This is a genomic window from Streptomyces sp. NPDC001594, assembly GCF_042893675.1.
Taxonomy (GTDB): Bacteria; Actinomycetota; Actinomycetes; order Streptomycetales; family Streptomycetaceae; genus Streptomyces.
This window is the reverse complement of record NZ_JBIAVB010000010.1, coordinates 244,218-269,356: the sequence shown is the minus strand read 5'-3', so window position 1 is coordinate 269,356 and position 25,139 is coordinate 244,218. Positions and strand designations below refer to the sequence as shown.

20 protein-coding genes and 1 tRNA gene are annotated in these 25,139 nt (G+C 73.8%); 11 read left to right on the top strand and 10 right to left on the bottom strand.

The window, feature by feature from the left end:
• Positions 1 to 15: 15 nt before the first annotated feature.
• Positions 16 to 1,179, bottom strand: coding sequence for a lipase family protein (locus ACFY0O_RS21535; RefSeq protein ID WP_388948714.1), 1,164 nt, complete (start codon positions 1,177 to 1,179; stop codon positions 16 to 18).
• A 173-nt stretch (positions 1,180 to 1,352) separates the two neighbouring features.
• Positions 1,353 to 2,366: an AraC family transcriptional regulator gene (locus tag ACFY0O_RS21530; RefSeq protein WP_388948711.1), complete on the bottom strand. Its 1,014-nt coding sequence runs from the start codon at positions 2,364 to 2,366 to the stop codon at positions 1,353 to 1,355.
• Positions 2,367 to 2,483: 117 nt separating this feature from the next.
• On the opposite strand from ACFY0O_RS21530, the gene ACFY0O_RS21525 reads away from it, so the two are divergent.
• Entirely contained in the window at positions 2,484 to 4,220 is a 1,737-nt protein-coding gene (locus ACFY0O_RS21525; protein WP_388948709.1) for an AMP-dependent synthetase/ligase, read from the top strand.
• A gap of 30 nt (positions 4,221 to 4,250) precedes the next feature.
• Here the strand turns inward: ACFY0O_RS21525 and ACFY0O_RS21520 are convergent, their stop codons facing one another.
• Positions 4,251 to 5,471 carry a PLP-dependent aminotransferase family protein gene (locus ACFY0O_RS21520; protein WP_388948707.1) on the bottom strand — a complete coding sequence of 407 codons (1,221 nt, stop codon included), beginning with the start codon at positions 5,469 to 5,471 and terminating at the stop codon, positions 4,251 to 4,253.
• 128 nt (positions 5,472 to 5,599) lie between these two features.
• On the opposite strand from ACFY0O_RS21520, the gene ACFY0O_RS21515 reads away from it, so the two are divergent.
• Positions 5,600 to 6,463 (top strand): hypothetical protein, encoded by an 864-nt coding sequence (locus tag ACFY0O_RS21515; RefSeq protein ID WP_388948704.1) that lies wholly within the window; start codon positions 5,600 to 5,602, stop codon positions 6,461 to 6,463.
• Between the two features lie 120 nt (positions 6,464 to 6,583).
• Here the strand turns inward: ACFY0O_RS21515 and ACFY0O_RS21510 are convergent, their stop codons facing one another.
• The 3 genes from ACFY0O_RS21510 to ACFY0O_RS21500 all read right to left on the bottom strand — a co-directional run bounded on the left by ACFY0O_RS21510 (position 6,584) and on the right by ACFY0O_RS21500 (position 8,909).
• Positions 6,584 to 6,787: a DUF397 domain-containing protein gene (locus ACFY0O_RS21510; RefSeq protein ID WP_079427802.1), complete on the bottom strand. Its 204-nt coding sequence runs from the start codon at positions 6,785 to 6,787 to the stop codon at positions 6,584 to 6,586.
• Positions 6,788 to 6,985: 198 nt separating this feature from the next.
• Positions 6,986 to 7,870, bottom strand: coding sequence for a helix-turn-helix domain-containing protein (locus ACFY0O_RS21505; RefSeq protein ID WP_388948701.1), 885 nt, complete (start codon positions 7,868 to 7,870; stop codon positions 6,986 to 6,988).
• Between the two features lie 295 nt (positions 7,871 to 8,165).
• Positions 8,166 to 8,909 carry a GPP34 family phosphoprotein gene (locus ACFY0O_RS21500; protein ID WP_388948699.1) on the bottom strand — a complete coding sequence of 248 codons (744 nt, stop codon included), beginning with the start codon at positions 8,907 to 8,909 and terminating at the stop codon, positions 8,166 to 8,168.
• 278 nt (positions 8,910 to 9,187) lie between these two features.
• On the opposite strand from ACFY0O_RS21500, the gene ACFY0O_RS21495 reads away from it, so the two are divergent.
• From ACFY0O_RS21495 to ACFY0O_RS21485, 3 genes are all read left to right on the top strand, one after another.
• Entirely contained in the window at positions 9,188 to 12,334 is a 3,147-nt protein-coding gene (locus tag ACFY0O_RS21495) for a hypothetical protein (RefSeq protein WP_388948697.1), read from the top strand.
• Positions 12,335 to 12,444: 110 nt separating this feature from the next.
• Positions 12,445 to 14,274: an MFS transporter gene (locus ACFY0O_RS21490; protein WP_388948695.1), complete on the top strand. Its 1,830-nt coding sequence runs from the start codon at positions 12,445 to 12,447 to the stop codon at positions 14,272 to 14,274.
• 98 nt (positions 14,275 to 14,372) lie between these two features.
• Positions 14,373 to 14,594 carry a hypothetical protein gene (locus tag ACFY0O_RS21485; RefSeq protein WP_388948693.1) on the top strand — a complete coding sequence of 74 codons (222 nt, stop codon included), beginning with the start codon at positions 14,373 to 14,375 and terminating at the stop codon, positions 14,592 to 14,594.
• A gap of 433 nt (positions 14,595 to 15,027) precedes the next feature.
• Here the strand turns inward: ACFY0O_RS21485 and ACFY0O_RS21480 are convergent.
• A tRNA-Arg gene (locus ACFY0O_RS21480) sits at positions 15,028 to 15,103 on the bottom strand.
• A gap of 161 nt (positions 15,104 to 15,264) precedes the next feature.
• Here ACFY0O_RS21480 and ACFY0O_RS21475 point away from each other — a divergent pair.
• Both ACFY0O_RS21475 and ACFY0O_RS21470 read left to right on the top strand, forming a co-directional pair.
• Positions 15,265 to 16,125 carry an alpha/beta fold hydrolase gene (locus tag ACFY0O_RS21475; RefSeq protein WP_388948690.1) on the top strand — a complete coding sequence of 287 codons (861 nt, stop codon included), beginning with the start codon at positions 15,265 to 15,267 and terminating at the stop codon, positions 16,123 to 16,125.
• A gap of 38 nt (positions 16,126 to 16,163) precedes the next feature.
• The gene (locus ACFY0O_RS21470; RefSeq protein WP_388948688.1) at positions 16,164 to 17,390 is read left to right on the top strand and encodes a cytochrome P450; all 1,227 of its coding nucleotides are present in this window, start codon (positions 16,164 to 16,166) and stop codon (positions 17,388 to 17,390) included.
• A 19-nt stretch (positions 17,391 to 17,409) separates the two neighbouring features.
• On the opposite strand, the gene ACFY0O_RS21465 is transcribed toward ACFY0O_RS21470, so the two are convergent.
• On the bottom strand, positions 17,410 to 17,889 hold the full coding sequence (locus ACFY0O_RS21465; protein ID WP_388948686.1) for a RidA family protein: 480 nt from the start codon (positions 17,887 to 17,889) through the stop codon (positions 17,410 to 17,412).
• Between the two features lie 67 nt (positions 17,890 to 17,956).
• Positions 17,957 to 19,237, bottom strand: a complete 1,281-nt coding sequence (locus tag ACFY0O_RS21460) for a M6 family metalloprotease domain-containing protein (protein WP_388948683.1) — start codon at positions 19,235 to 19,237, stop codon at positions 17,957 to 17,959.
• 260 nt (positions 19,238 to 19,497) lie between these two features.
• Here ACFY0O_RS21460 and ACFY0O_RS21455 point away from each other — a divergent pair, with 260 nt between their 5' ends.
• From ACFY0O_RS21455 to ACFY0O_RS21440, 4 genes are all read left to right on the top strand, one after another.
• Positions 19,498 to 20,148 carry a TetR/AcrR family transcriptional regulator gene (locus ACFY0O_RS21455; protein ID WP_388948681.1) on the top strand — a complete coding sequence of 217 codons (651 nt, stop codon included), beginning with the start codon at positions 19,498 to 19,500 and terminating at the stop codon, positions 20,146 to 20,148.
• Positions 20,149 to 20,274: 126 nt separating this feature from the next.
• On the top strand, positions 20,275 to 21,828 hold the full coding sequence (locus ACFY0O_RS21450) for an MFS transporter (protein ID WP_388948679.1): 1,554 nt from the start codon (positions 20,275 to 20,277) through the stop codon (positions 21,826 to 21,828).
• A gap of 132 nt (positions 21,829 to 21,960) precedes the next feature.
• Complete coding sequence (locus ACFY0O_RS21445) at positions 21,961 to 22,749, top strand: dioxygenase (RefSeq protein WP_388948676.1); 789 nt, start codon at positions 21,961 to 21,963, stop codon at positions 22,747 to 22,749.
• Between the two features lie 382 nt (positions 22,750 to 23,131).
• Positions 23,132 to 24,109 carry a sigma-70 family RNA polymerase sigma factor gene (locus tag ACFY0O_RS21440; RefSeq protein WP_358897220.1) on the top strand — a complete coding sequence of 326 codons (978 nt, stop codon included), beginning with the start codon at positions 23,132 to 23,134 and terminating at the stop codon, positions 24,107 to 24,109.
• 64 nt (positions 24,110 to 24,173) lie between these two features.
• Here the strand turns inward: ACFY0O_RS21440 and ACFY0O_RS21435 are convergent, their stop codons facing one another.
• Entirely contained in the window at positions 24,174 to 25,124 is a 951-nt protein-coding gene (locus ACFY0O_RS21435; RefSeq protein WP_388948673.1) for a helix-turn-helix transcriptional regulator, read from the bottom strand.
• Positions 25,125 to 25,139: the final 15 nt, after the last annotated feature.

Below are 25,139 nucleotides of genomic sequence, written 5' to 3'. Positions count from 1 at the left end.
GGAGGGCGGCCGCGGTCAGCAGTCGGGGTGCGTGGCCCGCCCCGCGAAGCGGTCGGCCAGCCAGTTCGCGGCCGCCGGGGAGTGGGTGATCACCCCGCTGACGTGCTCGCCGAGCAGGACGGTGTCGAACTGCAGGTCGGCGCCCCGCGCGCACCAGTCCGTCCGCAGCTGCCGCCCGACCGCGTACGGGATCAGCTCGTCGCCCAGCGCGTGGTACTGGAGCACCGGCGCCGCCGGGGCCGTCCGGCCGAGCCGGCTCTGGTCCAGCCGGGCCCGCCAGTCGGGCTGGGCGAGCGGGTCGCGGGTGGTGAGGTCGGAGATCCGCTTGAAGGAGCCGGCGATCGCGTCGATAGCCACGCAGCCCTCCTTCATCCCCTCGACCAGGGACCGGCCGGCCGGGTTGAGGTAGGAGTCCAGCTTCAGCTCGGGGAAGGCCGCGTCCTGCCCGGCCGCCGCCATGAAGATCAGCCCGGCGCCGTACGAGCCGTTGTTGAACGCCGCCACCTTCATCAGGTCCGCCGGGACCCCGCCCGTCGCCGTGCCCTTGACCTTCAGCTCCGGCGCGTACGACCCCTGCAGTTCGGCGGCCCAGCCGCTGGCCTGCCCGCCCTGGGAGTACCCCATGATCCCGACCGGGGTGTCCGCCCCCAGCCCCGCCTCCGGCAGCCGGATCGCGGCCCGGGCGGCGTCCAGGACGGCGTGCCCGGCCGACGGGCCGACGGTGTAGGTGTGCAGGCCCGGGGTGCCGAGGCCCTCGTAGTCGGTGACCACCACCGCCCAGCCGCGCAGGGTCAGCTGCTGGATGAGGTTGGCCTCGTTGGAGGTGCCGTACGGGAGGTTGTTGCTCGGCGCGCAGGAGTCGCCCATGCCGACCGTCCCGACGGCGTACGTCACGAGCGGGCGCGGCCCGGTGCGGCCGTCCTGCGGGACGATGACGGTGCCCGAGACCACGTTCGGGGCGCCGTCGGCGGTGGTCGAGCGGTAGTGGACCTTCCACGCCCGGGTGCCGGTCGGCTGGCCGGGCAGCGGGTGGAAGGCGGACGGGGCGCTGTCGACGATGTCACCGGGCCGGGCGGCGGAGCCCTCCTCGCCGCCCGGTGCGGCGGCGGCCGCCGGCACCCAGGCCGACAGGACCAGGGCGGCTACGGCGGCGACCAGGGCGGAGCTTCGCAAACGCATGGGCGGGTCTCCCAACGTCCGTGTGGGGGTGGGTAGGTGAGGCGACCGTAGTGACCGACCGCTCGGCATGTCGCTGACCGCACAGCTCACCTTTCCTGACCGCCCCTCACACCACCCGCCCGAGTGAAGCCCGCACGCCCCGCTCTGACGCCCCCGGCCCCGGCCGCGCGCGCCTACCCGCCGGAGGCGATCCGGTACGCGCCCGGGGTCGTGCCCGTCCAGCGGCGGAAGGCGCGGTGGAAGGCGGTGTCCTCCGAGAAGCCCAGGCGGGCCGCGAGTTCCGCGATCGGCTCGCCGCCCTCCGCCAGGCCCGCGATCGCCGCGTCCCGCCGGACCTGGTCCTTGAGCCGCTGGAAGGAGGTGCCCTCCTGCTGGAGCCGGCGCCGCAGCGTCGCCGGGGAGACCGCCAGGCGGGCCGCGACCTCCCCGAGCTCCGGCAGCCCCGGCGCCCCGCGCAGCCCCCGGGCCAGCGAGCGGCGCACCTGCTCGGCGACGGTGGTCCCGTACTCGGGGCGCGAGAGCAGGTCGAACGGGGCCCGGCGCAGCATCGCCTCCAGCGCGGGCTCGTCGCGCACCAGCGGGGCGGTCAGCCAGTGCGCGTCGAACGCGGCGGCCGTCCGCTCGGCCCCGAACCGCACCGGACAGTCGAACAGCACCGCGTACTCCCCCCGGTGCGGCGGCGCGGGATAGGCGAACGAGGCCCCGGTCAGGGGGATGCGCCGGCCCACCATCCAGCTGCTGAGCCGGTGCCAGATCGCCAGCACGCACTCCGACAGGAACCGCTCCCCGTCCCCCTGCCCGAGCTCCCGGCGCACCGTGAACCGGGCCTGGTCCCCCTCCACTTCGAGCGCCAGCTCCGGCCCGCCCGGAAAGAGCCCGTAGAAGGCGGCGGCCCGCTCCACGGCGGCGCCCAGGTCCCGGCAGCCGACGCAGGCGTAGCACATCATCGCGAACGTGCCCGGCCTGCTCGGCAGCGCCGCCAGGCCCAGGAACTCGTCCCGCGTGGTCCGGTACAGGGCCCGGAACAGCCGCGCGAACTGCGCGGGCGTGACCCGCGCCCGGTCGTCGCCCAGCAGCAGCGGCGGGATCTGCGCCTCCTGCAGCAGCGGGACGAGGTCCACGCCGTCGCGCCGCGCGCCCGCGAGCACGGCGCGCACGTGGTGCACGCTGACCGTCCGCCTCCCCATGCTCCGACGTTAGCCGCCGTGAGCGCCGGGGTCAGCGGTAGTGACGCTTCCGGTCATGCCGCCGGGGCGCCGCGGGTGGCCACCATCGGGGGTCACCTATACCCGGGAGGGCGTGCGATGGACGGTGGTCGGCCGGAGACCCTGGCGGTCTTCACCCAGTGGACCGAGGAGCGGTACGGGCCGCTGACGGCGCTCAGGTTCCGTGCGCGCGGCGACCGGGACGGCGACTGGGAGACCCGCACCTACAACGAACTGGCCGCCTCGGTGCGGGAGGTGGGGTGCGGGCTGCTCGGCCTGGGGGTCGGGCCCGGGGAGCGGGTGGCGGTGCTCGCGGAGACCCGGCCGGAGTGGACGTACACGCACTTCGGGGTGCTGGCGGCGGGCGCCGTGCTGGTGCCGGTGTACCCGACGGCGGGGGAGGAGGAGCTGGCCTGGGTGCTGGCCGACTCCGGGGCGGTGGCGGCCGTCTGCGAGGACGCCGCTCAGGCCGCCCGGGTGGAGGCGCTGCGGCCGAAGCTGCCGTCGCTGCGGGCGGTCGTGACGATGGACGAGGAGGTGCGGCCGCTCGCCCCGGAGCCCGAACTGGCCGCGCGGGCCGCCTCCGTGACCCCCGGCGGCGACGCCGCGATCGTCTACACCTCGGGTACCACCGGCCCGCCGAAGGGCTGCCGACTCACCCACGGCAACCTCGGCGCGGTCCAGGACGCCACCCTCCCCCTCGTCGAGGGCGGCCCGGGGGACTCCACGTACCTGTACCTGCCGCTGGCCCATCTGCTGGCCCAACTGATCCAGTTCACCACCCTGCTGGAGGGCGGGGAGCTGTGCTACTTCGGGGGCCGCGTCGAGGACGTGCTCGCCGAGCTGGCGCAGGCCCGGCCCACGCACCTGCCGTCCGTGCCCCGGCTGTTCGAGAAGGTCCACGCGGTGGTGCTGGCGCTGGCCGAGGGCAGCGAGGGCGGCCGGGAGCGGTTCGAGGAGGCGGTGGGGCTGGGCGTCCTCGCGGCGGAGGACCGCCTCCCGGCCGAGTCCCGTCCGGCGTACGAGGAGGCGGAACGTTCCCTCTACGCCCCGGTCCGGGAGGCCTTCGGCGGCCGTCTCCGCTGGGCGCTGACCGGCGGGGCCCCCATCGCCCCGGCCACCCTCGACTTCCTGCGGGCGTGCGGGATCCGGGTGTTCGAGGGCTACGGGATGACCGAGTCGGGCGGGGCGATCAGCCTCAACCACCCCGGCGCGGCCCGCCCCGGCACGGTGGGCCGGCCGCTGGCGGGCTGCGAGGTGCGCATCGCCGGGGACGGGGAGGTGCTGGCCCGGGGGCCGATGGTCTTCCCCGGCTACCACGCGAACCCCGCCGCGACGGCGGCGGCCCTGGACGCGGACGGCTGGCTGCACACCGGCGACCTGGGCGCCCTCGACGCCGACGGCTACCTCTGCCTCACCGGCCGCAAGAAGGACCTGATCATCACCTCGGCGGGGAAGAACATCACCCCGACCGAGGTGGAGTTCGCCGTCCAGCAGGCCTCCCCGCTCGTCGCCCGGGCGGTGCTGATCGGCGACCGCCGCCCGCACCCGGTGGCCCTGCTCGCCCTGGACACGGCGGAACTCGCCGCCTGGGCGGCCCGCGAATCCCTCGACCTCGGCCCCGCCCCGACCACCCACCCGGCCCTGCGCGCCCACCTCGAACGGGCGGTGGCCACCGCCAACGCCACCGTCTCCCGCCCGGCCCGCATCCGCGCCTTCCACGTCCTGACTGAGGAACTCTCGGTCGAGGCGGGCACCTTGACCCCCACCCTCAAACTCCGCCGCCCGGCGGTGGCGACCCGCTACGCGGCCGAAATCGAGGCCCTGTACGCCTAGGGCCAGTCCGGCACCGCGTCGCGGGCCCCGCTACGAGGACGCCGGGGAGTAGGAGTCCACCGCCGTGCCCAGGCGGTCCAGGCCGACCGCGATCTCCTCCGGGGTGTGCGTCGTGAAGGACAGGCGCAGGGTGCGCGGGTCCGGGGTGCCGGTGAAGAAGGGGGCGCCGGGGACGTAGGCGACGTCGTGGGTGACGGCCGACTTCAGGAGGGCCGTCGCGTCGTGGCCCTCCGGGAGGCGGGCCCAGACGAACATGCCGCCCTGGGGGCGGTTCCACTCCGAGCCCGCCGGGAGGGCCGCGCCGAGGCCCGCCAGCAGGGCGTCACGGCGGGTGCGGTAGGCCTCGCGGACCCGTGCGACGTGGGCGTCGAGGTCCTGCGCCGCCAGGTAGTGGGCGGCGGCCAGCTGGTCCACCGTCGAGGTGTGCAGGTCGGCCGCCTGCTTGGCGACCACCGCCGCCCGGTGCAGGCCGGCCGGGGCGCGCAGCCAGCCCAGCCGCAGGCCCGGGGCCATGACCTTGGAGAAGCTGCCGATCAGGGCGGTGCGGTCCTCGGCGCCCGGGTGGGCGGCGAGCCACGGCTCGTGGGCGCCCTCGTAGCGCAGGTCCCCGTACGGGTCGTCCTCCACCAGCCACAGCCCGAGCCGGGCCGCGGTCCGCGCCACCTCCGCGCGGCGCTCGCCGGGCAGGGTGCGGCCGGTCGGGTTCTGGAAGGTGGGGACGGTGTAGAGCAGCTTGGGGCGCTCGCGGGCGGTGATCTCGGCGAGGGCGTCGGGGAGCAGGCCCTGCTCGTCGCAGGGCACGGGTATGACACGGGCCCCGGCCATCCCGAAGCACTGCAGGGCCGCCAGGTAGGTGGGGTTCTCCACGAGGACGGTGTCGCCGGGCTCCACGAGGGTGGCGGTGATCAGGGTCAGTGCCTGCTGGGAGCCGGTGGTGATCAGGAGGTCGTCCGGCGTGGTCGCCAGCCCGCGGGCTTCCGCCCGGGCGGCGACGGCCGCGCGCAGCTCCGGGGCGCCCTCGGTCGTGGAGTACTGCAGGGCGCGGGCGGCGGAGGCGGTCCCGGCGAGGGCGCTGTCGTAGGCGGTGCGCAGCCCGGCGGTGTCGAAGAGTTCGGGGGCGGGCAGTCCGCCGGCGAACGAGATCACCCCGGGGCGTTCGGTGAGCGCGAGGATCTCCCGGACGGGGGAGCCGCCCACGGCGCGGGCGCGGGAGGCGAAGGCGGGCAGGGGAGCGGGACCGGCGGGGGGCATGGGGGCTCCTTCGGGTGGCGGGTGGTCGTGAGCCTAGCCAGGAAAGATGCAGGCGGCACCTACCATTTCGAGGGGTGAACAGCGTTCGCACTCTCGCGAACTGACGATGCATCAGCTACACCGGTGCCATGACGAGCAGAAGAGAGCAGGAGCGGGGAGCGGAGGACACCCGGGCCGGCGACTACGCCGAACTGGCGGCCGTCGGCCCGTACGGGGTCCGCCCCGGCCACGCGCTGATCACCATGGTCGAACCGCACCCGGGACACGAGTACGCGTACAACCGCTGGTACGAGGACGACCACTACTACGCGGGCGCGATGGCCATGCCCTGGATGTACGCGGGCCGCCGCTGGGTGGCCACCCGCGACCTCCAGGAGCTGCGCTACCCGGAGAAGTCGGCGGTGGCCCAGCCGGTGACGGCCGGCTGCTACCTGTCGACGTACTGGGTGACCGAGGGCCGCTACGACGAGCACATGAAGTGGACCATCGGCATCAACAAGCGGCTGAACCGGGACGGCCGCGTCTACCAGGACCGTACGCACGTCTTCACGGCCTTCCAGGACCACGAGGCCACGGTCTACCGCGACGGGGCAGCAGGCCCCCGCGACTTCCACGCCCTGGACCACCCGTACGCCGGGCTGGTCCTCCAGGTCGTCGACGCCGAGGGCCCCGAGCGGCGCGCCGAGCTGCTGGAGTGGCTGCGCTCCCGGGCCCTGCCGCGTCGGCTGAACGGTTCACCGGCGGCGATGGTCACCGTCTTCCGGCCGACGCCGCTGCCGGGCGACCGGATGACCTACGTCAAGCAGGTCGAGGGGGTCGACACCCGGCTCACCCTGCTGTGGTTCCTGGAGGCCGACCCGCGCGGCTGCTGGGACCGCTTCCAGGGCCTGGACGCCGAGGTCGCCGAGTCGGGGCTGGGTCGGGTGGAGCTGGTGGCGCCGTTCATCCCGACGGTGCCGGGGACCGACCGGTACGTGGACCAGCTGCGCTGACCCCGGACTCCGGGCGGAGAGGGGGCCGGCCGCGCGTCCGTGCGCGGACATGGCCGAGCCCCCTCGGCCAGGACGGCGGACCGGTCGAGAGGGCTCCAGTCAGGGTGCGGGTCGAGGCGCTCAGACGAGCCGGTCCTCGACGACGCCGGTCACGAAGGAGGTCCAGGAGCCGGGGGCGAAGGTGATCGACGGGCCGTCCTGCACCTTGGAGTCGCGGACCGCGATCGCCTCGGTGACGGGGGACTTGACCTCGACGCAGGCGCCGTTTCCGCCGGAGTAGGAGGACTTGGTCCAGTTTTCGGTGCCGCCCTGACGAATGCCCATGGTTCTTCTCCGGTTCAGAGAGTGGTTCCGGGAGTTCCCGGCTGTGCGCCGGCGCCATTCCCCGGGCCGACGCGATCGACGCTACCGGCACTTCCCGATGGGCGAAGCAGGCATTCACTCGACCGGGTGGCATATTCCGGTCAGGCCTTTTCCGGCCGGGGACCGACGGTGTACGGTGCCGGACCCCCTGCCACCTCCCTACTTGTCCAGGGTCGCGTAGTGGTCGATGACCTCGGAGATGAACTGCCGGGTCTGTTCCACATTGAGGGCCTGGGCCCGCAGGTGCTCGTACATCACGCTGTATTTCTGAACGTCGTTCGCCTTCTCCAGGTACAAATCGCTCGTGACGCCCTCGATGTAGACCACCGTCGAGTCCGAGGCGTCCGGGAATTCCAGAATCGCGTACTGGCCGTTCACCCCGGGATGGGCGCCCATCGTGAACGGCATCACCTGCACGGTGATGTACGGCTGGTGCGACTGCTCTATCAGGAACTGCAGCTGCCGGATCATCAACTGCGGATCGCCCACGTGCCGGCGCAGCACCGCCTCGTCGATCACCGCCCACAGCCGCAGCGGCCCGACCTCCGCGTTGTTGTTGTCCGTCTCGGACAGCCGCTTCTGGCGGTGCATCCGGACCTGGACGCGCTTCTCCACGTCCGCGGGCGCCGTCTCCGGCAGCGCGCCGCGGATCAGCGCCTGGGCGTACTCGGGGGTCTGGAGCAGGCCCGGGACCATCTGGGGCTCGTACGTGCGCAGGCTGGCCGCGTCGGTCTCCAGGCCGATGTAGACGCTGTACGGGATGTCGCCGAAGGCGTGCCACCAGCCCTGCTGGCGGGAGTCCTTGGCCATCTGCATGAGCGAGTCCACCAGCCGCGGGTCCTCGACCTCGTACACCTCGCACAGGTCGCGGACGTCGCGCTGGCTGATGGAACGGCGACCGTTCTCCAGCCGGCTGATCTTCGACTGGGAGACGAGGAGGCGCTCGGCGACCTGCTCGGCCGTCATGCCCTTGTCCTCGCGGAGCTTGCGCAACTCCATGCCCAGTCGGCGGCGTCGGACGGTGGGATTGACATTGGACGCCACGGGATCGGCACCTCCGCCTTCTTCGTTGGCTGTCTCTCTGCGTGTCTGATGTTCAGCAGACTGCCACCGAAAGGTGCGGTGCCGCTGGGGAACGGCGTGGAAAAACAGACACGCGGGGCGGCGGGGGCCGGTGGGCCGGCCCCGCCGCCCCGCGTGCCGGGGCTCCTGGACCGGGTCTCTGGGGGGACGACCGGTCGCGGAGGTGGATCGTTTTCCCGCTGGTGGACCTAGGGGTGTCGCGGGCCGTGCGGTGGTGCGTGTGGTGCGTGTGGTGCGTGCCGTGCCCGCCGCGCGTTCAGTGCGCGGCCGCGCGGGCCATCGCACCCGTCCGGCGCGGCTGGAGGGGCACGCCGCCCGCCGTGGCCCGGGCGGCCGGCTGCGGTGCGGCGGCGGCGCGCTCGCGGCGCGGCTGTGCGGCCACGCCGTTCTGGACGTCCATGACGGCGTGCGCCACGAGACCGCCCATCGGGTCGTGCCTGATCAGGTCCCGCAGCCGGGACCTGGACGACCGCCCCTCGTTGCCGGGGTACAGGTGCTTGCCGAGTCCGACCGCGTGGGCCAGTGCGGCGAGCGCCGCGGTCCGCGGGTCCGGCGGTACGCCGGTGCGGATCGCACTGTCGAGCCGGGCACGGATCTCCCGGCTGATGGCCGTGTCCGTCGCCTGGTAGCGAGTCGTCGGCAGCACCCCGCACATCTGTCCCGCGACGGCATGCACCATGCCGCAGCGCTCCAGGTGCGCGAGGTAGATCTGGCGGAGCCCCAGCCGGGGTCCGCCGATCCAGTGGACCGCCCGTACCGGGCTGCCGCGCCTGCGCAGCAGTTCCAGTGCGGAGTCCAGAGTCGGATCTCCTGTCGGCCGTGGCATCACCACGGCGATACGATCCCCGTCAGGGGCTATCCGTCCTGCCAGAGCCAGCTCCACTAGCTGTGCCCCGGCCAGGCCGAGGTCGAGCGACTGCGGCTGCGCCGTGGTACCCGTGGCCGGGTCCAAAGCGAGCAGCAGAAGCTCCTCCGGAATTGTTCTGCGGCTCCTGCCCATCCATGCCTCCCCGCGTGGATGAGTGACAGGGTGACGCCTCTCACATTCATCTGTCGAGAGCGCCTGATCGCTTTGTGGGGGAACCAGTAGCTATGTCGTTCTCGTCTAGCGGGTGGGCGAGGCCCCCGAGACGGGACACTGTTAGACGGTTCGGACAGTGGCCGGACGGCGATCGAGGAGGAACGGTGGCGGGCGAGTCCCCCGACAAGTCGGTAAGTGAAGGAGCGTCGGGGGCGGCGAAGTCCTCAGGGGCCGGGGATCAGGACCCGAGGGTCTCGGTGTTCCAGCCCCGCGTTCCCGTGAAGGACGCCGCGGCGGCCCGGGCGGTTGCGGACGGGCCTGCCGGCCGGGGCGCGGACGCGGACGCGGACTCCGAGCCGGCGTCGGACGCGGGCCGGGGTTCCGGCGCGGACGAGGACGACGCCGAGCGGTCGCCCGGACGGGTGGGACCCGGCGCGCCGGCGGCGAAGTCCGAGCCGACCGGTCGACGTTCCGCTTCCGGCCCCTCCGAGGCCCCTGGTTCCGACTCCGGTTCCGATGGCGGCCCGGCCGCGGCCGCCTCCGAGCGGACCGCCGTATTCCGCGCCGTCAGGCCCGGTTCCGGTTCCGGTTCCGAGGGTGAGGGCGGGAAGCCGTCCGCCCCGTCCGCGGCCGCCTCCGAGCGCACCACCGCCTTCCGCGCGGTCAGGCCCGGTTCCGAGCCGGCCGACTCCGCACGGGACGCCGGTGCCGGGAAGTCCGGCGGGGGGACGCGCACCACCGCCTTCGGTGTCACGACCTCGGACCCCGACCCGCGGGACGAGCCGGCCCCCGCCCGGGACTCCGCTTCCGGCCGGCCCGACCGGACCCCGGCGGCGGACCAGCCGTCGCCCGCCGAGCCGGCTTCCGCCGCGGCCGACCAGGACCGGCCGGAGTCCGCCGAGCGGGGTTCCGCTTCCGGCGCTCCGCAGACCACCGAGGACGCCCGCCCCGCGCGGGACCCGCGTACCGCCGAGCCCTCCGAGCGCACGGCGGTTTTCCGTACGGTCAAGCCGGGTTCGGCCCCGGCGGACTCCGCGAAGGGGTCCGCCGACTCCGGTTCCGGTTCCGGTTCCGACGAGCGCACGGCGGTCTTCCGCGCCGTCAAGCCCGGTTCCGCCCCGGCGGACTCCGCCGCGCGGGACCCGCGTTCCGCCGGGGAGTCCGAGCGGACCGCGGTCTTCCGTGCCGTGAAGCCGGGTTCGGACGAGGAGGCTCCGGCCGAGCCGTCGGAGCGGACGGCCGTCTTCCGCACCGTCAAGCCGGGTACCCGCCCGGCGGACCCCGCCCGCAAGGCGACCCCGGCCGCGCCCGGCCAGGACCCGCGCGCCGCCGAACCCTCCGCGCCCGAGCCGACCGATTCCGGCAAGCCCGCCGCCCCCGCGTCTCCCGACTCCAGCAAGCCCGCCGGGCCCGCGTCTGCCGATTCCGGCAAGCCCACTGGCCCGGCGTCCGCCGAGTCCGGCGGGTCTGCCGGGCCTGCGTCTGCTGCGTCTGCCGACTCCGGCAGGTCCACTGGCCCCGAGGCCGGCAAATCCGCCGGGCCCGCGTCCGGCGGCCCCGCCGACTCCCGCAAGCCCGCCGACTCCGCCGGCACCGGCACCGACTCCGAGCGGACCGCCGTCTTCCGGGCCGCCAAGCCGGGTGCCGCCCCGGCCGGGGTTGTCGGTGAGGGCGCGGCCGTCGAGCGGGCGGCCGGCGACGGGAAGCCCGGCGCGTCCGCCGCGTCGGCCGACTCCGGAAAGCCCGCCGGCCCCGCGTCCGCCGGCTCCGCCGGGTCCCGGAAGGGCGCCGGCACCGCCGGCCCCGGCAAGCCCGCCGACTCCGCCGGCACCGGCACCGGCACCGACTCCGAGCGGACCGCCGTCTTCCGGGCCGTCAAGCCGGGGGTCGCCCCGGCCGGGGGTGTCGGTGAGGGCGCGGCCGCCGAGCGGGCGGCCGGCGACGGGAAGCCCGGCGCGCCCGCGCCGAAGGGCGCCCCGGCTCCCGAGGCGCGGGTCAGCAGGTTCGTGCCGCTGGGCGACCAGTCGCCGGCGCCCGCCGCCCCGAAGCCCGACCCCGCCGCCGCGCCCACCGTGCGCCGGCTGGACCCCAGCGAGCGCACCACGCAGCAGCCGCTGCCGCCCCGGCCGCCGCTCGACATGCTGGCGGACCTCACCAACAACCCGCCCCCGCCGCCCAGCCCGATGCGGACGGTGGTGCGGCGGGTCAAGATCTACGCGCCGATCGTGGTGCTGCTGGCCGTCATCCTGGCCGTCGTGCAGCTGGTGCGCCCGCTGCCCGCGCCGAAGCTCGTCCTGACGGCGAAGTCCCAGTACACCTTCCCCGGCGGGACGCCCGAGCTGCCCTGGCCCACCGAGGGCCAGGCCTCCATGGCCGCCGCCGGCCTCGGCACGATCGGTTCGTCCGGCGAGCAGAAGCCCGTGCCGATCGCCAGCGTCACCAAGTCGATGACGGCGTACATCATCATGCGCGACCACCCCTTCAAGAAGGGGGAGAAGGGCGCGATGATCGACGTCGACAAGACCGCCGAGACCGAGGGCCAGAAGGACAAGTCGGACAACGAGTCCACCCTCAACACGGTCAAGGAGGGCGACAAGATCTCCGAGTACGACGCGATCGCCGCCCTCATGATCCCGTCGGCCAACAACATCGCGCGGCTGCTGGCCCGCTGGGACTCCGGCTCCCAGGAGGCGTTCGTCAAGAAGATGAACGACACCGCCAAGCAGCTCGGCATGACGAACACCACCTACACCGACCCCTCGGGCCTGGACGCGACCACCGTCAGCACCGCCGAGGACCAGGTCAAGCTGGGTCTCAAGATCGTCGAGCTGGACGCGCTGGTGGACATCACCCGCAAGCCCAGCTGGACCGACCAGACCGGCAAGAACTGGCCGAACTGGAACCGCCTGGTCCCGTACAACGAGTCCCTCGGCATCAAGACCGGTACGACGACCAAGGCCGGCGGCAACCTCCTCTTCGCCGCCTACAAGAAGGTCGGCGACACCAACCAACTGATCGTCGGCGCGGTCCTCGGCCAGCACAAGCCGCCGATCATCGACACGGTGATCGCGGCGAGCAAGAACCTCCTCGTCGCCACCCAGAAGTCCCTGGAGGGCGCGCCCGTCGTGAAGAAGGGCGATGTCGTCGGGTACGTGGACGACGGCGTGGGCGGCCGGACCAAGGTCGTCGCCACCGCCGACGTGCAGGCGGTCGGCTGGTCCTCGCTGACCGTCGACATCAAGCTCGGCGACGGCGGTACCAAGATCCCCGGGACGGCGAAGGCCGGTACGGCGGTCGGCGTGCTGACCGTCGGCGAGGGGGCCAGTCAGGTGAAGGTGCCGGTGGCGCTCCAGTCGGAGCTGGCCTCGCCGGGCATCGGCAGCAAGCTGACCCGTATCGGCTGATACGGGTCGGCGGCGCGGCGCGGCGCCCCGGGCACAACCCCGGGGCGCCGTCGCGCGTCCAGGGAGCCGGGACGGGACGAACGTGTCGTTCCGGGAAGAGAGCATCGGTCGTGACCACAGCAGAGCAGCACAAGCCCGAGCGCCGGGTACCCGCACAGAGACAGCACCCGCCCGCCGGGGACCCGGCGGGCGGCGCCCTGGGCTGGGCGCACCGCCACCCGGTGCCGGTGGCCGCCGCCGTGGCGGCCGTCCTGCACGTCGTCTGGTTCTTCTGCTTCGCCAACAGCGGCGGGGACCTGGCCGCGCAGGACGCGTGGGCGGAGTTCGTCGGCCGGCACCCGGACACGGCGTACAACCTCGCCTGGTACGGGGGGATGCACCCGGTCTCGTACAGCGTGGTGTCGCCGTACGTGATGCACGTGCTGGGCGTCCGGACCACGATGATGATCGCCGGGACCGCCTCGGCGGCCCTCCTCGCCCTGGTCCTGACCCGCTGCCGAGGCGCCGTCCGGCGCCCCCTGTGGCCGGCGCTGGCCGGGGTGTACGGGCTGTTCTGCAACGCCCTCTCGGGCCGCGTCACCTTCGGGCTCGGCACCCTCTTCGCGCTGGGGGCCGTCGCCGCCGTCTTCTGCTGGCCCCGCAAGTGGGCCCGGCGGCGCTGGGCCAAGGCCGCCGCCGCCGCGTCGCTGGCCGGGCTCGCGACCGCCGCGAGCCCGGTGGCGGGGCTGTTCCTCGGGGTGGTCGCGGCCGCGCTGTTCCTGAGCGGGCGGCGGCCGGGGGCGTACGCGCTGGGGCTGGCCCCGGTGGCGGTGGTCGGGCTGTCGGCCTGGCTGTTCCCGTTCTCCGGGACGCAGCCGATGAAGATCGGCTCGGCCTGGCTGCCGTTCGTCTTCGGGCTGGCCATCGCCTTCCTGGTGCCGAAGCGGTGGAAGACGGTCCGGATCTCCGGCGCCGTGTACGCCCTCGGGGTGTTCCTGACCTGGGTGATCGACTCCCAGATCGGCTCGAACGCCACCCGTCTGGTCATGCTCTTCGGCGGGGCGGTGCTCCTCGCCGCCCTCCCGTACGAGGTCCCGCGCACCCGGCCGTGGTACGCCGTGCTGCTGGCGTTCGTCGGGCTCAACGTCTGGATCACCACCAACAGCATCACCGACATCGTCCGCACCACGCCGGTGGCCGCCTGGAACCGCGAGCTGGCCCCGCTGGTCGACCAGCTGCAGAAGGCCGGCGCCGACCGGGGCCGGGTGGAGGTGGTCCCGGCCAGCAGCCACCGCGAGTCCTCGGCCTTCCCCTCGTACGTGAACCTGGCGCGCGGCTGGAACCGGCAGGCCGACCTGGAGCGCAACCCGCTGTTCTACGACGACACCCTCACCGCCGAGAGCTACCGGGGCTGGCTGGAGCGCTGGGCGGTGCACTACGTGGTGCTGCCCGCCGACAAGCCCGACTCGGGCGGGCAGGCGGAGGCGGAGCTGCTGCGCGGCGGGCTGCCGTACCTGCGGCAGATCTGGGGCGACGAGAACTGGCGGCTGTTCCAGGTGGAGGGTCCGACGAGCCTGGTGAGCGGGCCGGCGACGGTGGTCCGGGCGGGCGCGGACCAGCTGGTCGTGGACGTCTCGGCGCCGGGCCGGGTGCTGGTGCGGATCCCGCACTCGCCGTGGCTGGGCCTGGTGGACGGTGCGGGCAAGGCCGTGGAGCCCCCGCAGGAGACCCCGGAGTCCAAGGCGCGGGGCGCGGCCGGGTCGAAGGCGCCGAAGGAGTACGCGAACACCGCCGGGTGCCTGTTCAAGGCGGCCCAGGACGGCGAGGGGGACGTGTGGACGGAGCTCCTGGTCCCGGCGCCGGGGGAGTACCGGATCGCGGCGAAGTACCAGCTCCCGCGGGGGACGCCCTGCCCGGAGGAGCTGGTCAGGGCGGCACCGGGGACGGCGGGGCGGCCCTGACGCGGATCCTTTACGCCCCATCCGGGTGCATAGGCCCGCATATCTGCATACCATCCCTTTAGTTCGATCGGATGCTTCCCGAAGGAGTTGACGACGGGATGAGCAAAGAGCAGAAGCAGGACGTGCAGGCCGCGGTCGCGAAGGCGGTGGAGCGGCTCGGACTGCAGGCGCGTCGCGCACAGGGCCACGGCCCCGACCACGGCTTCGAGGGCCCCCTCCACACCAAGGTGAAGGGCGGCGCGCACACCAAGGCGGCGCTCAAGCGGTCCGGCGCCCCCCAGGGCGACCGCATCGGCGAACGCAGCAGAGGCCTCAGCTGACGGCAGCCCTCCCCGGCCCTCCCCTCCCGGGAGGGCTCTTCACATACCCGCCCCGCCCCGCCTTGCGGCGAAATTCATTGATCGGTCCACAATGGAGCGCATTCACCGTTGAACGGTGCGCGGAATATGACTTCTTGACTTGCGACCAGGTCTGCGTGGTGCTGGTCTCCTCACCCTCGCCTCGTCGCACCACGCGTCAGCGTCCTGCGCCGCCAACTCCTACACGCGAAAGTGGCGTTCGACCGACGGCAGGCTCAAGCGCATCGACGTGCGGCCGGGTGGAGACGACTGCCGGCTCTACGCGACCGCCTGGTCGACCTGCCAGGACGACGCGTCGAGGATCTGCAGCTGGGGGGCCAGGCAGTTGCAAGGCAGCCCCGACCCGAATTTCCGCAGAACGGCCCGGACCATGATCGGTCCGGGCCGTTCTCTCTGGTGCCCCCGGCAGGATTCGAACCTGCGACACCCGCTTTAGGAGAGCGGTGCTCTATCCCCTGAGCTACGAAGGCGGGGCCTCGTGGAGGCCCGGGCCGCGGTGAAGCGGTCCAGGCACAGCGTAGCGGATCAGGTAGCGGCTCCGTGGGTCGGTTTCCCGCCGGGGCGGGCGGGTGGCGGGCGCCGGGGGTTAGGGTCGACCTGGTGTCGGGGTGGGGCGGCGGCAGGGGGAGACATGCGTACCGAACGGTCCGAGGGGCTGGTGCCCGTGCCCGGGTCGGCCGGGATCTGGCGCGCCGGGGCGGACGCGGGGGCGCCGCTGGTGCTCGTGCACGGGATCCGGCTGTCCGCCCTGATGTGGGACCCCCACGCCCGCCGCCTCGGCACCCGGTTCCGGATCACCGCCCCCGACCTGCCCGGCCACGGGAGCCTGCGGGGTGGCGGTCCCTTCCGGCTGGAGGAGGCCGTCGCGCGGGTCGGGGCGGCCGTCGAGGAGGCCACCCGGGCCACCGGGCGCCGTCCGCTGGTGGCGGGGGCCTCGCTGGGCGGGTACGTCGCCCTCGCCTACGGGGCCGCGCACCCGGACACCGCGACCGGTCTCCTCGTCCAGGGTTCCACCGCCCGGCCCGACGGGCCCGCCGGCCTGGTCTACCGGGCCACCGCCCGCGCCTTCGCGGCCCTCGGCCCGGACCGCGCCGCCCGCCTCAACGCCCGGGCGTTCCGGCGCGGCCTGCCGCCCGAGAGCTGCGAGGCGGTCCTGCGCGGCGGCCTGGCGATGCCCGCCTTCGGAGAGGCCGTCGCCGAGCTCGTGCGGCAGGACTTCCTCGCCGTCGCGGGACGCTGCCGGCTGCCCGTGCTCTTCGTCAACGGACGGGGCGACCGGCTCTTCCGCACCGCGGAGCGGGAGTTCACCGCCGCCGCCCGTGCGGCCGGGGGCGGCGCCCGCCTGCGCCACGTCGACGGCGGGCACCTGATCTCCCTCACCGACCCGGAGACCTTCGCGAAGATCCTGGTGCGCGGCCGTGAACTCCTCGCCGCAGCCGGCCCGGAGGCCTTCGCCGGGCAAGATCACGCCGGTGGGTCCGCGCCCGCATAATCGTCGCCGGGGCCGTGCCGTACCGAGGGGGAAGAACCATGACCGAAGCCGTCGAGAGCGCCGGGACCGTCGAAGCCGCCGTGCTGCCGCAGCCGTTCGGGGAGGCCTTCGCGACGGACCCCCACGCCGTGTACGCGCGGCTGCGCGCCGAAGGGTCCGTGCACCGGGTCGCGCTGCCCGACGGGGCGCCCGTGTGGCTCGTGACGCACGAGGCCGACGTGCGCGCGGGGCTCGCCGACGGCAGGTTCTCCGTCGACAAGCGGCACTCCCGGGGCGGGTTCAAGGGGTTCTCGCTGCCCCCGGCGCTGGACGCGAACCTGCTGAACATCGGCGCCGAGGACCACCTGAGGCTGCGCCGCCTGGTGGCGCAGGGGTTCACGCCCCGGCACGTCGAGGGGATGCGCACGGCGATCCAGGCCGCGGTCGACACGTTCGCGGACCGGCTCGTGGCGCGGCTGGAGGACGCGGGGTCCGCCGACGTGGTCGCCGAGTTCGCCCGGCCGCTGCCGCTGAAGGTCATCGGGGACCTGCTGGCCGTGCCGGAGGAGGAGTACGGGCGCTTCGCCGGGTGGATCGGGTCGATGCTCCTGCCCGCCGGCCCCGAGGAGCTCGTCGGCGCGGTGCGCGGCGTCCACGGCTACCTGGTGGAGCTCGTCGCCGCGCGGCGCGCCGCCCCGGGCGACGACGTCCTGTCGGGGCTGATCGCCGCCCGTGACTCCGGCGACCGGCTCAGCGAGGACGAGCTGGTCTCCCTCGCCTTCCTGATCCTCATGGCCGGCAGCGAGACCGTCCAGCACCTGATCGGCGGCGGCCTGTTCACGCTCCTGACGCACGAGGCGGAGCTGGCCGCGCTCCGGGAGCGCCCCGAGCTGCTGCCGGAGGCCGTCGAGGAGCTCTTCCGGTACGCGGTCCCCCACCAGACCGCCATCCGCCGCTTCCCCACCGAGCCGGTGGAGATCGGCGGCGTACGGATCCCCGCGGGCGACACCGTGCTGTTCGCGCTCGCCTCCGCCCACCGGGACCCGGCCCGCTACCCCGACCCGGACCGCTTCGACATCGGCCGGGCGGACAAGGCCCACCTGGCCCTGGGGCACGGGGTGCACTACTGCCTCGGCGCGCCGCTGGCCCGTACGCAGGTCACGCTCGCCCTCGGGACCCTGCTGCGGCGGCTGCCGGGGCTGCGGCTCGCGGTCCCCGCGGGCGAGGTGCGCTGGAGCACCACCTTCCGGTTCCATGCGCCGCGCGCGCTGCCCGTCACGGCGTGAGCCCTCCGACGGGCCCCTTTCAGACCCCCATCGGGGTGTGGAGTTCCACGGTGAGTTCGACCTCCACCGGCGCGTCCAGCGGCAGTGCGGCCACCCCGACCGCGCTGCGCGCGTGGATGCCCGCGTCGCCGAAGGCGGTGCCCAGCAGTTCGCTCGCACCGTTGACCACGCCCGGCTGGCCGGTGAAGTCCGGGGTGGAGGCGACGAAGCCGACCACCTTGACCACCCGTTTCACCGCGGACAGGTCCCCGGCCACCGAGGCCACGGCGGCGAGGGCGTTCAGCGCGCACTGCCGGGCCAGCTCGGCGCCCTGCTCCGGGGTGACCTCGCCGCCCACCTTCCCGGTGCGCGGCAGCGCCCCGTCCACCATCGGCAGCTGGCCGGAGGTGTACACGTAGTGGCCGCTGACCACCGTCGGCACGTACACGGCGACGGGCGGGGCGACCGGCGGCAGTTTCAGCCCGGCGGCCGCCAGGCGTTCCTCGGGGGTGGTGTTCATGGGGAGCGCTCCTCGTGGAGTGGAAAGCGGAGGGGAAAGCGAAGGGGAAAGCGGAGGGGAAAAGGGGTCAGGGGCGGGTGACGCGGACCCGGAAGCCGCCGCCCGGGAGGGCCGCCACCACCGCGATGCTGACGTGCGCCTTGTCGTCGGTGAAGGTCTCGCCCGGCCGGAACGGCGCGTCCGACAGCTCGGCGTGCACGTTGGGGCGGCGCGTGCACCCGCCGCTGCCGCTCGCGCTGTCCGAGACGGTCACCGGCCCGCGCCCGGTGTCCACCTCGGAGTCCACCTTGTAGATCAGCACCCCGGGCTTGCAGACGGCCTCGTCGTTCCCGGCCCGGGTGCGCACCTCGACGGCGTAGCCGGCGCTCTCCGACAGGGGGACGAAGGCCAGTTTCGTGCCGCGCCCCTCGGCGGCCAGCGGGGCCAGCAGGTGCTCGCTGACGCCCGGCTTGGAGGCGCAGCTGATCTGGGACGCGTCGAGCCAGCCCAGCTTCCACTTGTGCCAGCCGAGGAGGTCGTTGTTGGCGCCCCAGTCCTCGCTCATGATGTCCCAGTGCCCGACCGTGCCGCCCCCGTCGGAGGTGTAGAGGTCGGGCAGTCCGAAGACGTGCCCGTTCTCGTGCGGCAGCACCCGGTAGCCGGTCTCCCGGTAGGAGCCGGAGCCGTCGTCCTGCCGGCTGTAGACGAAGGACGTGTTCGCGAGCGGCACCCCGTCGGCCATGGGGGCCTCCCCGTTGCCGGAGAAGGTGACCGACAGGACGGTGTCCAGGGCGGACGGTCCGGCGTTCGGGGTGACCAGGATGTTGATCAGGTCGTAGCGGCTGAAGTCCACCTCGGCGTCGGCGGCCCGCGCGATGTGCTCGACGAGCTGCCGGTAGCCGGGCTCGTAGGGGGAGCCGCGTTCGATCCCGTACGACGCGAAGGGCATCGGCATCCGCAGCCAGTTCCGTATCGGGGCCTCGGCCCGGTAGGTCAGCCGGCCGTAGGAGCTGGTGCGGAACCATTCGGAGGTCTGGGGGAAGAACTCCGCCAGCCGGTCCATGGCCGAGCCCTCGCCCTTGGCGTCGGGAAAGTCGATCATCAGGTTGAGGGCGCGGACCTCGCCCGTCGAGCGGGAGTACCCGGGCGCGGTCGGCAGGCCCTCCGACATCTGGACGCCCATGGTCGCGGAGATCCGGCAGGGCGCCAGGGCGGATTCGGCGCTGGCGGCCTTGGGGCCCGAGGTGGCGTGGCCGCGGGTGTGGATGCCGCCGCTGGCGGTGGCGGTGACGCCCAGGGCCAGGGCGGTGAGGCCGATGAACGCGCCGGTGCGGCAGGGTCTGCGTATCCGGTGGCGGGTCTGCGGCATGGAGATCGCCTTCGGGTGCGCGGCAGCCGGCCGGGTCCGGACTGCTCTCTGTGCGCTCACCCTCCTTCGGCTGCGACACGCCCGCGCGCCGAAAGCGTCCAAACGGGATGAAACCGCAGGATTCGGGTGTGATGCGGGTCACACTAAGGAGTGAAATAACCGGGGACTGTTTCCCCGTTTGCAAGAGAGTCCCCACAAGCGGGGATCCAGTCCCCGGTTCGGGGTCCGGCCGCACGAGTCCAGCCCAGGGAGGCCCGGACATGCAGAGCTCCACCGCCGCCGCCACCCGGGTGCCCAAGCCCCGCGCCGACGCGGTGCGCAACCGGGAGCGGATCCTCGGCGCGGCCCGTGAGATGTTCGTGGAGTTCGGTGCGGACGCCCCCCTCGACGAGATCGCCCGCCGGGCCGGGATCGGCAACGCCACCCTGTACCGGCACTTCCCCGACCGGGCCGACCTCGTCCACCACGTGGTGCTCTACGTGATGGACCGGGTGACCGCCCAGGCCGAGGACGCCCTCGCCGAGGAGCCGGACGCCTTCGCGGCCCTGTGTCGCTTCACCCACGCCGCGGCCGACGAGCGGATCGGCGCCCTGTGCCCGATGCTCACCGACGGCTTCGACCACGACCACCCCGAACTCCTCGCCGCGCGCGAGGCGTTGGGGGCCGCCGTGGACCACCTGGTCGCCGCCGGCCAGAGCGCGGGCCTGCTCCGCGCCGACATCGGCACCGGTGACCTGATGCTCGCCCTGTCCCAGCTCGCCCGCCCCCTCCCCGGGACCGACTGCACGATGGTGAGCGGGTTCGTCCACCGCCACCTCCAGCTCTTCCTCGACGGGCTGCGGGCCCCGGCCCGCTCCCAACTCCCCGGTACGGCCGTCACGTTGCAGGACCTCAGCCGGAAAACCATGTGACGCGGCGCCCGCTGCTTCCGTAGTCTCGAAAAACCGCCTCTTTTCGCTCCATACCTGTCGTTTCCTTTCTTCTTCAGTCATTCCGCAGTCATTCCGTTCTTTCCGCACAGTGAAGTGGGTACCCCCATGTCCAAAACAGCCGCGTCCGCCCCGCCGGCTGCCGCTGCCGCCGCCGACCCCAGTCGCTGGAAGGCCCTGGTCTTCATCGCGCTGGCGCAGCTGATGGTCGTCCTCGACGCGACCATCGTGAACATCGCCCTGCCCTCCGCGCAGACCGACCTCGGCATCTCCGACGGCAACCGGCAGTGGGTCATCACCGCCTACGCGCTCGCCTTCGGCGGCCTGCTCCTCTTCGGCGGCCGCATCGCCGACAAGTGGGGCCGCAAGAACGCCTTCATCACCGGTCTCGTCGGCTTCGCCCTGGCCTCCGCCCTCGGCGGCGCCGCGAACGGCGAGGCGATGATGCTGGGCGCCCGCGCCCTCCAGGGCGCCTTCGGCGCACTGCTCGCCCCGGCCGCGCTGTCGCTGCTGGCGGTCACCTTCACCGACGCCAAGGAGCGCGCCAAGGCCTTCGGCATCTACGGCGCGATCGCGGGCGGCGGCGGCGCCGTCGGCCTGATCCTCGGCGGCTTCCTGACCGAGTACCTCAACTGGCGCTGGACCTTCTTCGTCAACATCCCCTTCGCGATCGTCGCGGCCGCGGGTGCCTGGATGGTCGTCCGCGAGCCGGCCGGCTCCCGCAACAGCGCCCGCCTCGACATCCCCGGCGTGGTCCTCTCGACCCTCGGCCTGGTCTCCCTCGTCTACGGGTTCACCCGCGCCGAGTCCGCCGGCTGGACGGACGGGACCACCGTCGGCCTGTTCGTCGCCTCCGTCGTGCTGCTCGCGGCCTTCGTCGCCGTCGAGTCCAAGGTCAAGTCCCCGCTGCTGCCGCTGCGCGTCCTGCTGGAGCGCAACCGCGGCGGTGTCTACCTCTCGCTCGGCCTCGCCGTCATCGCGATGTTCGGCCTGTTCCTGTTCCTGACCTACTACCTCCAGGTCGTGAAGGGCTTCTCGCCCGTCAAGACCGGTTTCGCCTTCCTGCCGATGATCGCGGGCATGATCACGGGCTCCACCCAGATCGGCGCCCGCCTGATGACCCGGGTCGCGCCGCGGCTGCTGATGGGCCCGGGCTTCCTGCTCGCCGCCACCGGCATGCTGCTGCTGACCCAGCTGGAGGTCGGCTCCTCCTACCCGGCGCTGATCCTGCCGGCGCAGCTGCTGCTGGGCCTCGGCATGGGCACCGCGTTCATGCCGGCCATGTCCCTGGCCACGTACGGGGTGAACCCGGCCGACGCCGGCGTGGCCTCCGCCATGGTCAACACCTCGCAGCAGGTCGGCGGCGCGATCGGCACCGCCCTGCTGAACACCATCGCCGCCTCGGCGACCACCGCCTACCTGACCGACCACGCGGCCCAGGCCGCGGCGGGCGGGGTCGCGGGGAAGCTGGTCCAGGCGCAGGCCATGGTGGAGGGCTACTCCGCGGCGATCTGGTGGGCCGTGGGCATCCTCGCGGTCAGCGCGGCCCTCGCGTTCACCCTGATCAACACCGGCCGTCCCGGCCAGGGCGGCCCGGTGGCCGCCGGTTCCGGCGCGGCCTCCGAGGACGCCGAGCTGCCCGTTCCGGTGATCGCCCACTGACGGGGGCGCGTGCGCGGGAATGACTGAGCACCCCGCTTCGTTCAAATTTGAACGGAGCGGGGTCGGTCTTTTCGGGTGAATCGAGTGAGCCCTCCCCGTGGACGACGTGCCGACTGGCCCGAGGAGCGCCCGATGACCACCCCCGCAGTCCCCGCCCCCGCCCGGATGCCGGTGCTCTACCTCAGCCACGGCGCCCCGCCGCTCGCCGACGACCCGCTGTGGCCCGCCGAGCTGGCCGCCTGGTCGGCGGAGCTGCCCCGGCCCCGGGCGATCCTGATGGTCTCCGCGCACTGGGAGGAGGCCCCGCTCGCCCTCGGCGCCACCGAGCGCGCCCCGCTCGTGTACGACTTCTGGGGCTTCCCCGAGCACTACTACCGGGTCCGCTACGACGCCCCCGGCGCCCCGGAGCTCGCCGCCTCGGTCCGCGCCCTGCTGAAGGCGCCCGGCACCCCGGTCCAGGACATCCCCGACCGCGGGCTGGACCACGGCGCGTACGTCCCCCTCGTCGAGATGTACCCGGCGGCCGACGTACCGGTCCTCCAGATCTCCCTGCCCACCCTGGACCCCGCCCGCCTGATGGACCTCGGCCGCAGGCTCGCCCCGCTGCGCGACGAGGGCGTCCTGATCGTCGGCAGCGGCTTCTTCACCCACAACCTGGCCGCCCTGCGGCACACCGGTGTTCCCGGCTGGTCGGCGGAGTTCGACGCCTGGGGCGGCGAGGCCCTGGCCGCCCGCGACGTGGACGCCCTGCTCGACTTCGAGGCGAAGTCCCCGGCCGGCCGCCTGGCCCACCCCCGCACGGAGCACTTCGCCCCGCTGTTCGTCACCCTCGGCGCGGCCGGATCCGACCTGGACGCGCAGAGCACGCCGGTGGACGGCTTCTGGATGGGCCTGTCGAAGCGGTCGGTGCAGTTCGGCTGAAGACGCCCACATCCGTGCGAACGGGTGCACGGCAGGCAACCAGAAGCCGGTGCGGATCGTCTTGGGGGGCGGGAGTGCAGCCCGCGGACGGTGTCGGGGCGGCCGTGACGCGTGTGACGGCGGTCTCATCGGCGACCCGGCCGCGCGGACCGTCCGGATCGCCCCGGTACCGGCCTGACCTGCACCTCTACCGGTTCTCGCGGGCCGCCGGAACCACCCGGCCGGGGTGGCGGCGGGGCAGGATACTGCAAGATCCCGGGAAAGAGGGAGGCGTGTGGGAATTCTGTCCCGATTCCAGTCGTTGTTTCCCTCGGAAGCGGGCACTCGGGAGAGTGTCCGAAGACGCACCGCGACCGTTCATCGCATCGCAAGGGAGCACCGCATGGCAACCCGCGCCGTCGCCCGTCGTCAGTCCACGAGCAGCGCCCGCGCCGCGGGCGGCGAGATCGTCGACCGCGACCTGGTCGGCATGTACCTGGACGAGATCGCGCGCACCCCGCTGCTCGACGCCGCCCGGGAAGTGGAGCTCTCACAGATCATCGAGGCGGGCGTCTACGCCCGGCAGATCCTCGACGGAGAGGTCGAGCGCGACGGGGAGACCCCCGCGCGCGAGGAGCTGGAGGCCCTGGCCGCCGAGGGGGAGCGGGCCAAGGAGGTCTTCATCCGGTCCAACCTCCGCCTCGTCGTCGCCGTCGCCCGCCGCTACCCGCGCAGCGGACTGCCCCTCCTCGACCTGATCCAGGAGGGCAACGCGGGCCTGGTCCGCGCCGTGGAGAAGTTCGACTACACCAAGGGCTTCAAGTTCTCCACGTACGCCACCTGGTGGATCCGCCAGGCCATCACCCGCTCCATCGCCGACCAGTCCCGCACCATCCGCCTCCCCGTCCACCTGGTGGAGGAGCTCGGCCGCATCCGCCGCGTCCAGCGCGAGTTCAACCGCGAGAACGGCCGCGACCCGGAGCACGCGGAGATCGCCGCCGAGCTGGACACCACCGAGAAGCGCGTCGGCGACGTGCTGGACTGGGCGCGCGACCCGGTGAGCCTGAACATGTCGGTGGACGACGAGGGCGACACCCAGTTCGGCGACCTGCTGGAGGACACCGCCGCGATCTCCCCCGAGCAGTCCGTGCTCGCGCTGCTGCGCAGCGAGGAGCTGGAGGACCTCCTCGGCAAGCTCGACCAGCGCACGGCGTCGATCCTCAAGATGCGCTACGGCATCGAGGACGGCCGCGAGCGGACCCTGACGGAGGTCGGCAAGCAGCACGGTCTCACCCGCGAGCGGATCCGCCAGATCGAGAAGCACGCCCTGCTGGAGCTCAAGCGGATGGCCCGCGACACCGGCTTCGACGCCGTGGCCTGACGGCCGGCCGAAGCCCCCGAGACGAGCCCCGGTGCCTATCCCCCCCAGGTGCCGGGGCTCCCCCCTACCCGGCCCCGCCCGCCGCCCCGGCCAGCCGCTCGGCCAGCGCGCCCGCCGCCCGGAGCAGGAACTCCGGCCCCCGCACCGTGAACTCCAGCCCCGTCAGCGCCAGCCGCGCCGCCAGCCACTCCGGCGCGTCCCCGCTCTCGAAACGCACCCGCGACCCCGGCCCCTCCGCCACCGCCCCCTCCCGCAGCCACCCCGGCAGCTCGTGCGGCGGCGCCGCGAAGGACACGTCGGCCGGATAGGTCTCCCCGCCCCGCAGCCCGCGCCGCACGAACTCCGCCGCCTCCATCGGCAGCGGCCGCGGGGTGAACCGCGCCCCCGTCGGGTACGGCTCGCTCACCCGGTCCACCCGGAAGGTGCGCCAGTCCCCCCGCTCCAGGTCGAAGGCCACCAGGTACCACCGGCTGCCCGTGCTGACCAGCCGGTACGGCTCCACCAGCCGCCGCGAGTCCACCCCGTCCCGCGCCCGGTAGGCGAACCGCAGCCGCTCCGGCCCCGCCACCGCCGCGGCCATCGCCGTCAGCGTCCGCGGGTCCACGCTCGGCCCGTCGCCCCGGGTCACCGCCACCGTGGCGGACTGCAGCGCCCCCACCCGGCGGCGCAGCCGGGCCGGCAGCACCTGTTCCAGCTTGGCCAGCGCCCGCACGGAGGCCTCCTCGACCCCCTCGATCGCATGCCCGGCCCCCGCCCGCAGCCCCACCGCGATGGCCACGGCCTCCTCGTCGTCCAGCAGCAGCGGCGGCATCGCCGCGCCCGCCACCAGCCGGTACCCGCCGACCGCCCCCAACGTGGCCTCCACCGGGTACCCCAGTTCCCGCAGCCGCTCGATGTCGCGCCGGATGGTCCGCGCGCTCACGCCCAGCCGCTCCGCCAGCTCGCTGCCCGGCCACTCGCGCGGGGTCTGGAGCAGGGACAGCAGGGTCAGCAGCCGGGCGGGTGTGTCGTTCATCCTTCAAGATTGCCA